The 543-nt window shown below is 54.3% G+C and carries 1 rRNA gene; it reads left to right on the top strand.

The features are described 5' to 3' along the window. Window positions 1-543, top strand: a 23S ribosomal RNA gene (locus tag NAZ64_RS22390); the annotation flags it as partial.

The following is a 543-nucleotide window of genomic DNA, read 5'->3' on the forward strand; positions in this document are numbered from 1 at the left end:
AGGGAAACCGAGTCTTAACCGGGCGTTAAGTTGCAGGGTATAGACCCGAAACCCGGTGATCTAGCCATGGGCAGGTTGAAGGTTGGGTAACACTAACTGGAGGACCGAACCGACTAATGTTGAAAAATTAGCGGATGACCTGTGGCTGGGGGTGAAAGGCCAATCAAACCGGGAGATAGCTGGTTCTCCCCGAAAGCTATTTAGGTAGCGCCTCGTGAATTCATCTCCGGGGGTAGAGCACTGTTTCGGCTAGGGGGCCATCCCGGCTTACCAACCCGATGCAAACTGCGAATACCGGAGAATGTTATCACGGGAGACACACGGCGGGTGCTAACGTCCGTCGTGAAGAGGGAAACAACCCAGACCGCCAGCTAAGGTCCCAAAGTCATGGTTAAGTGGGAAACGATGTGGGAAGGCCCAGACAGCCAGGATGTTGGCTTAGAAGCAGCCATCATTTAAAGAAAGCGTAATAGCTCACTGGTCGAGTCGGCCTGCGCGGAAGATGTAACGGGGCTAAACCATGCACCGAAGCTGCGGCAGCGA

This window comes from Salmonella sp. A1325 (assembly GCF_056991255.1).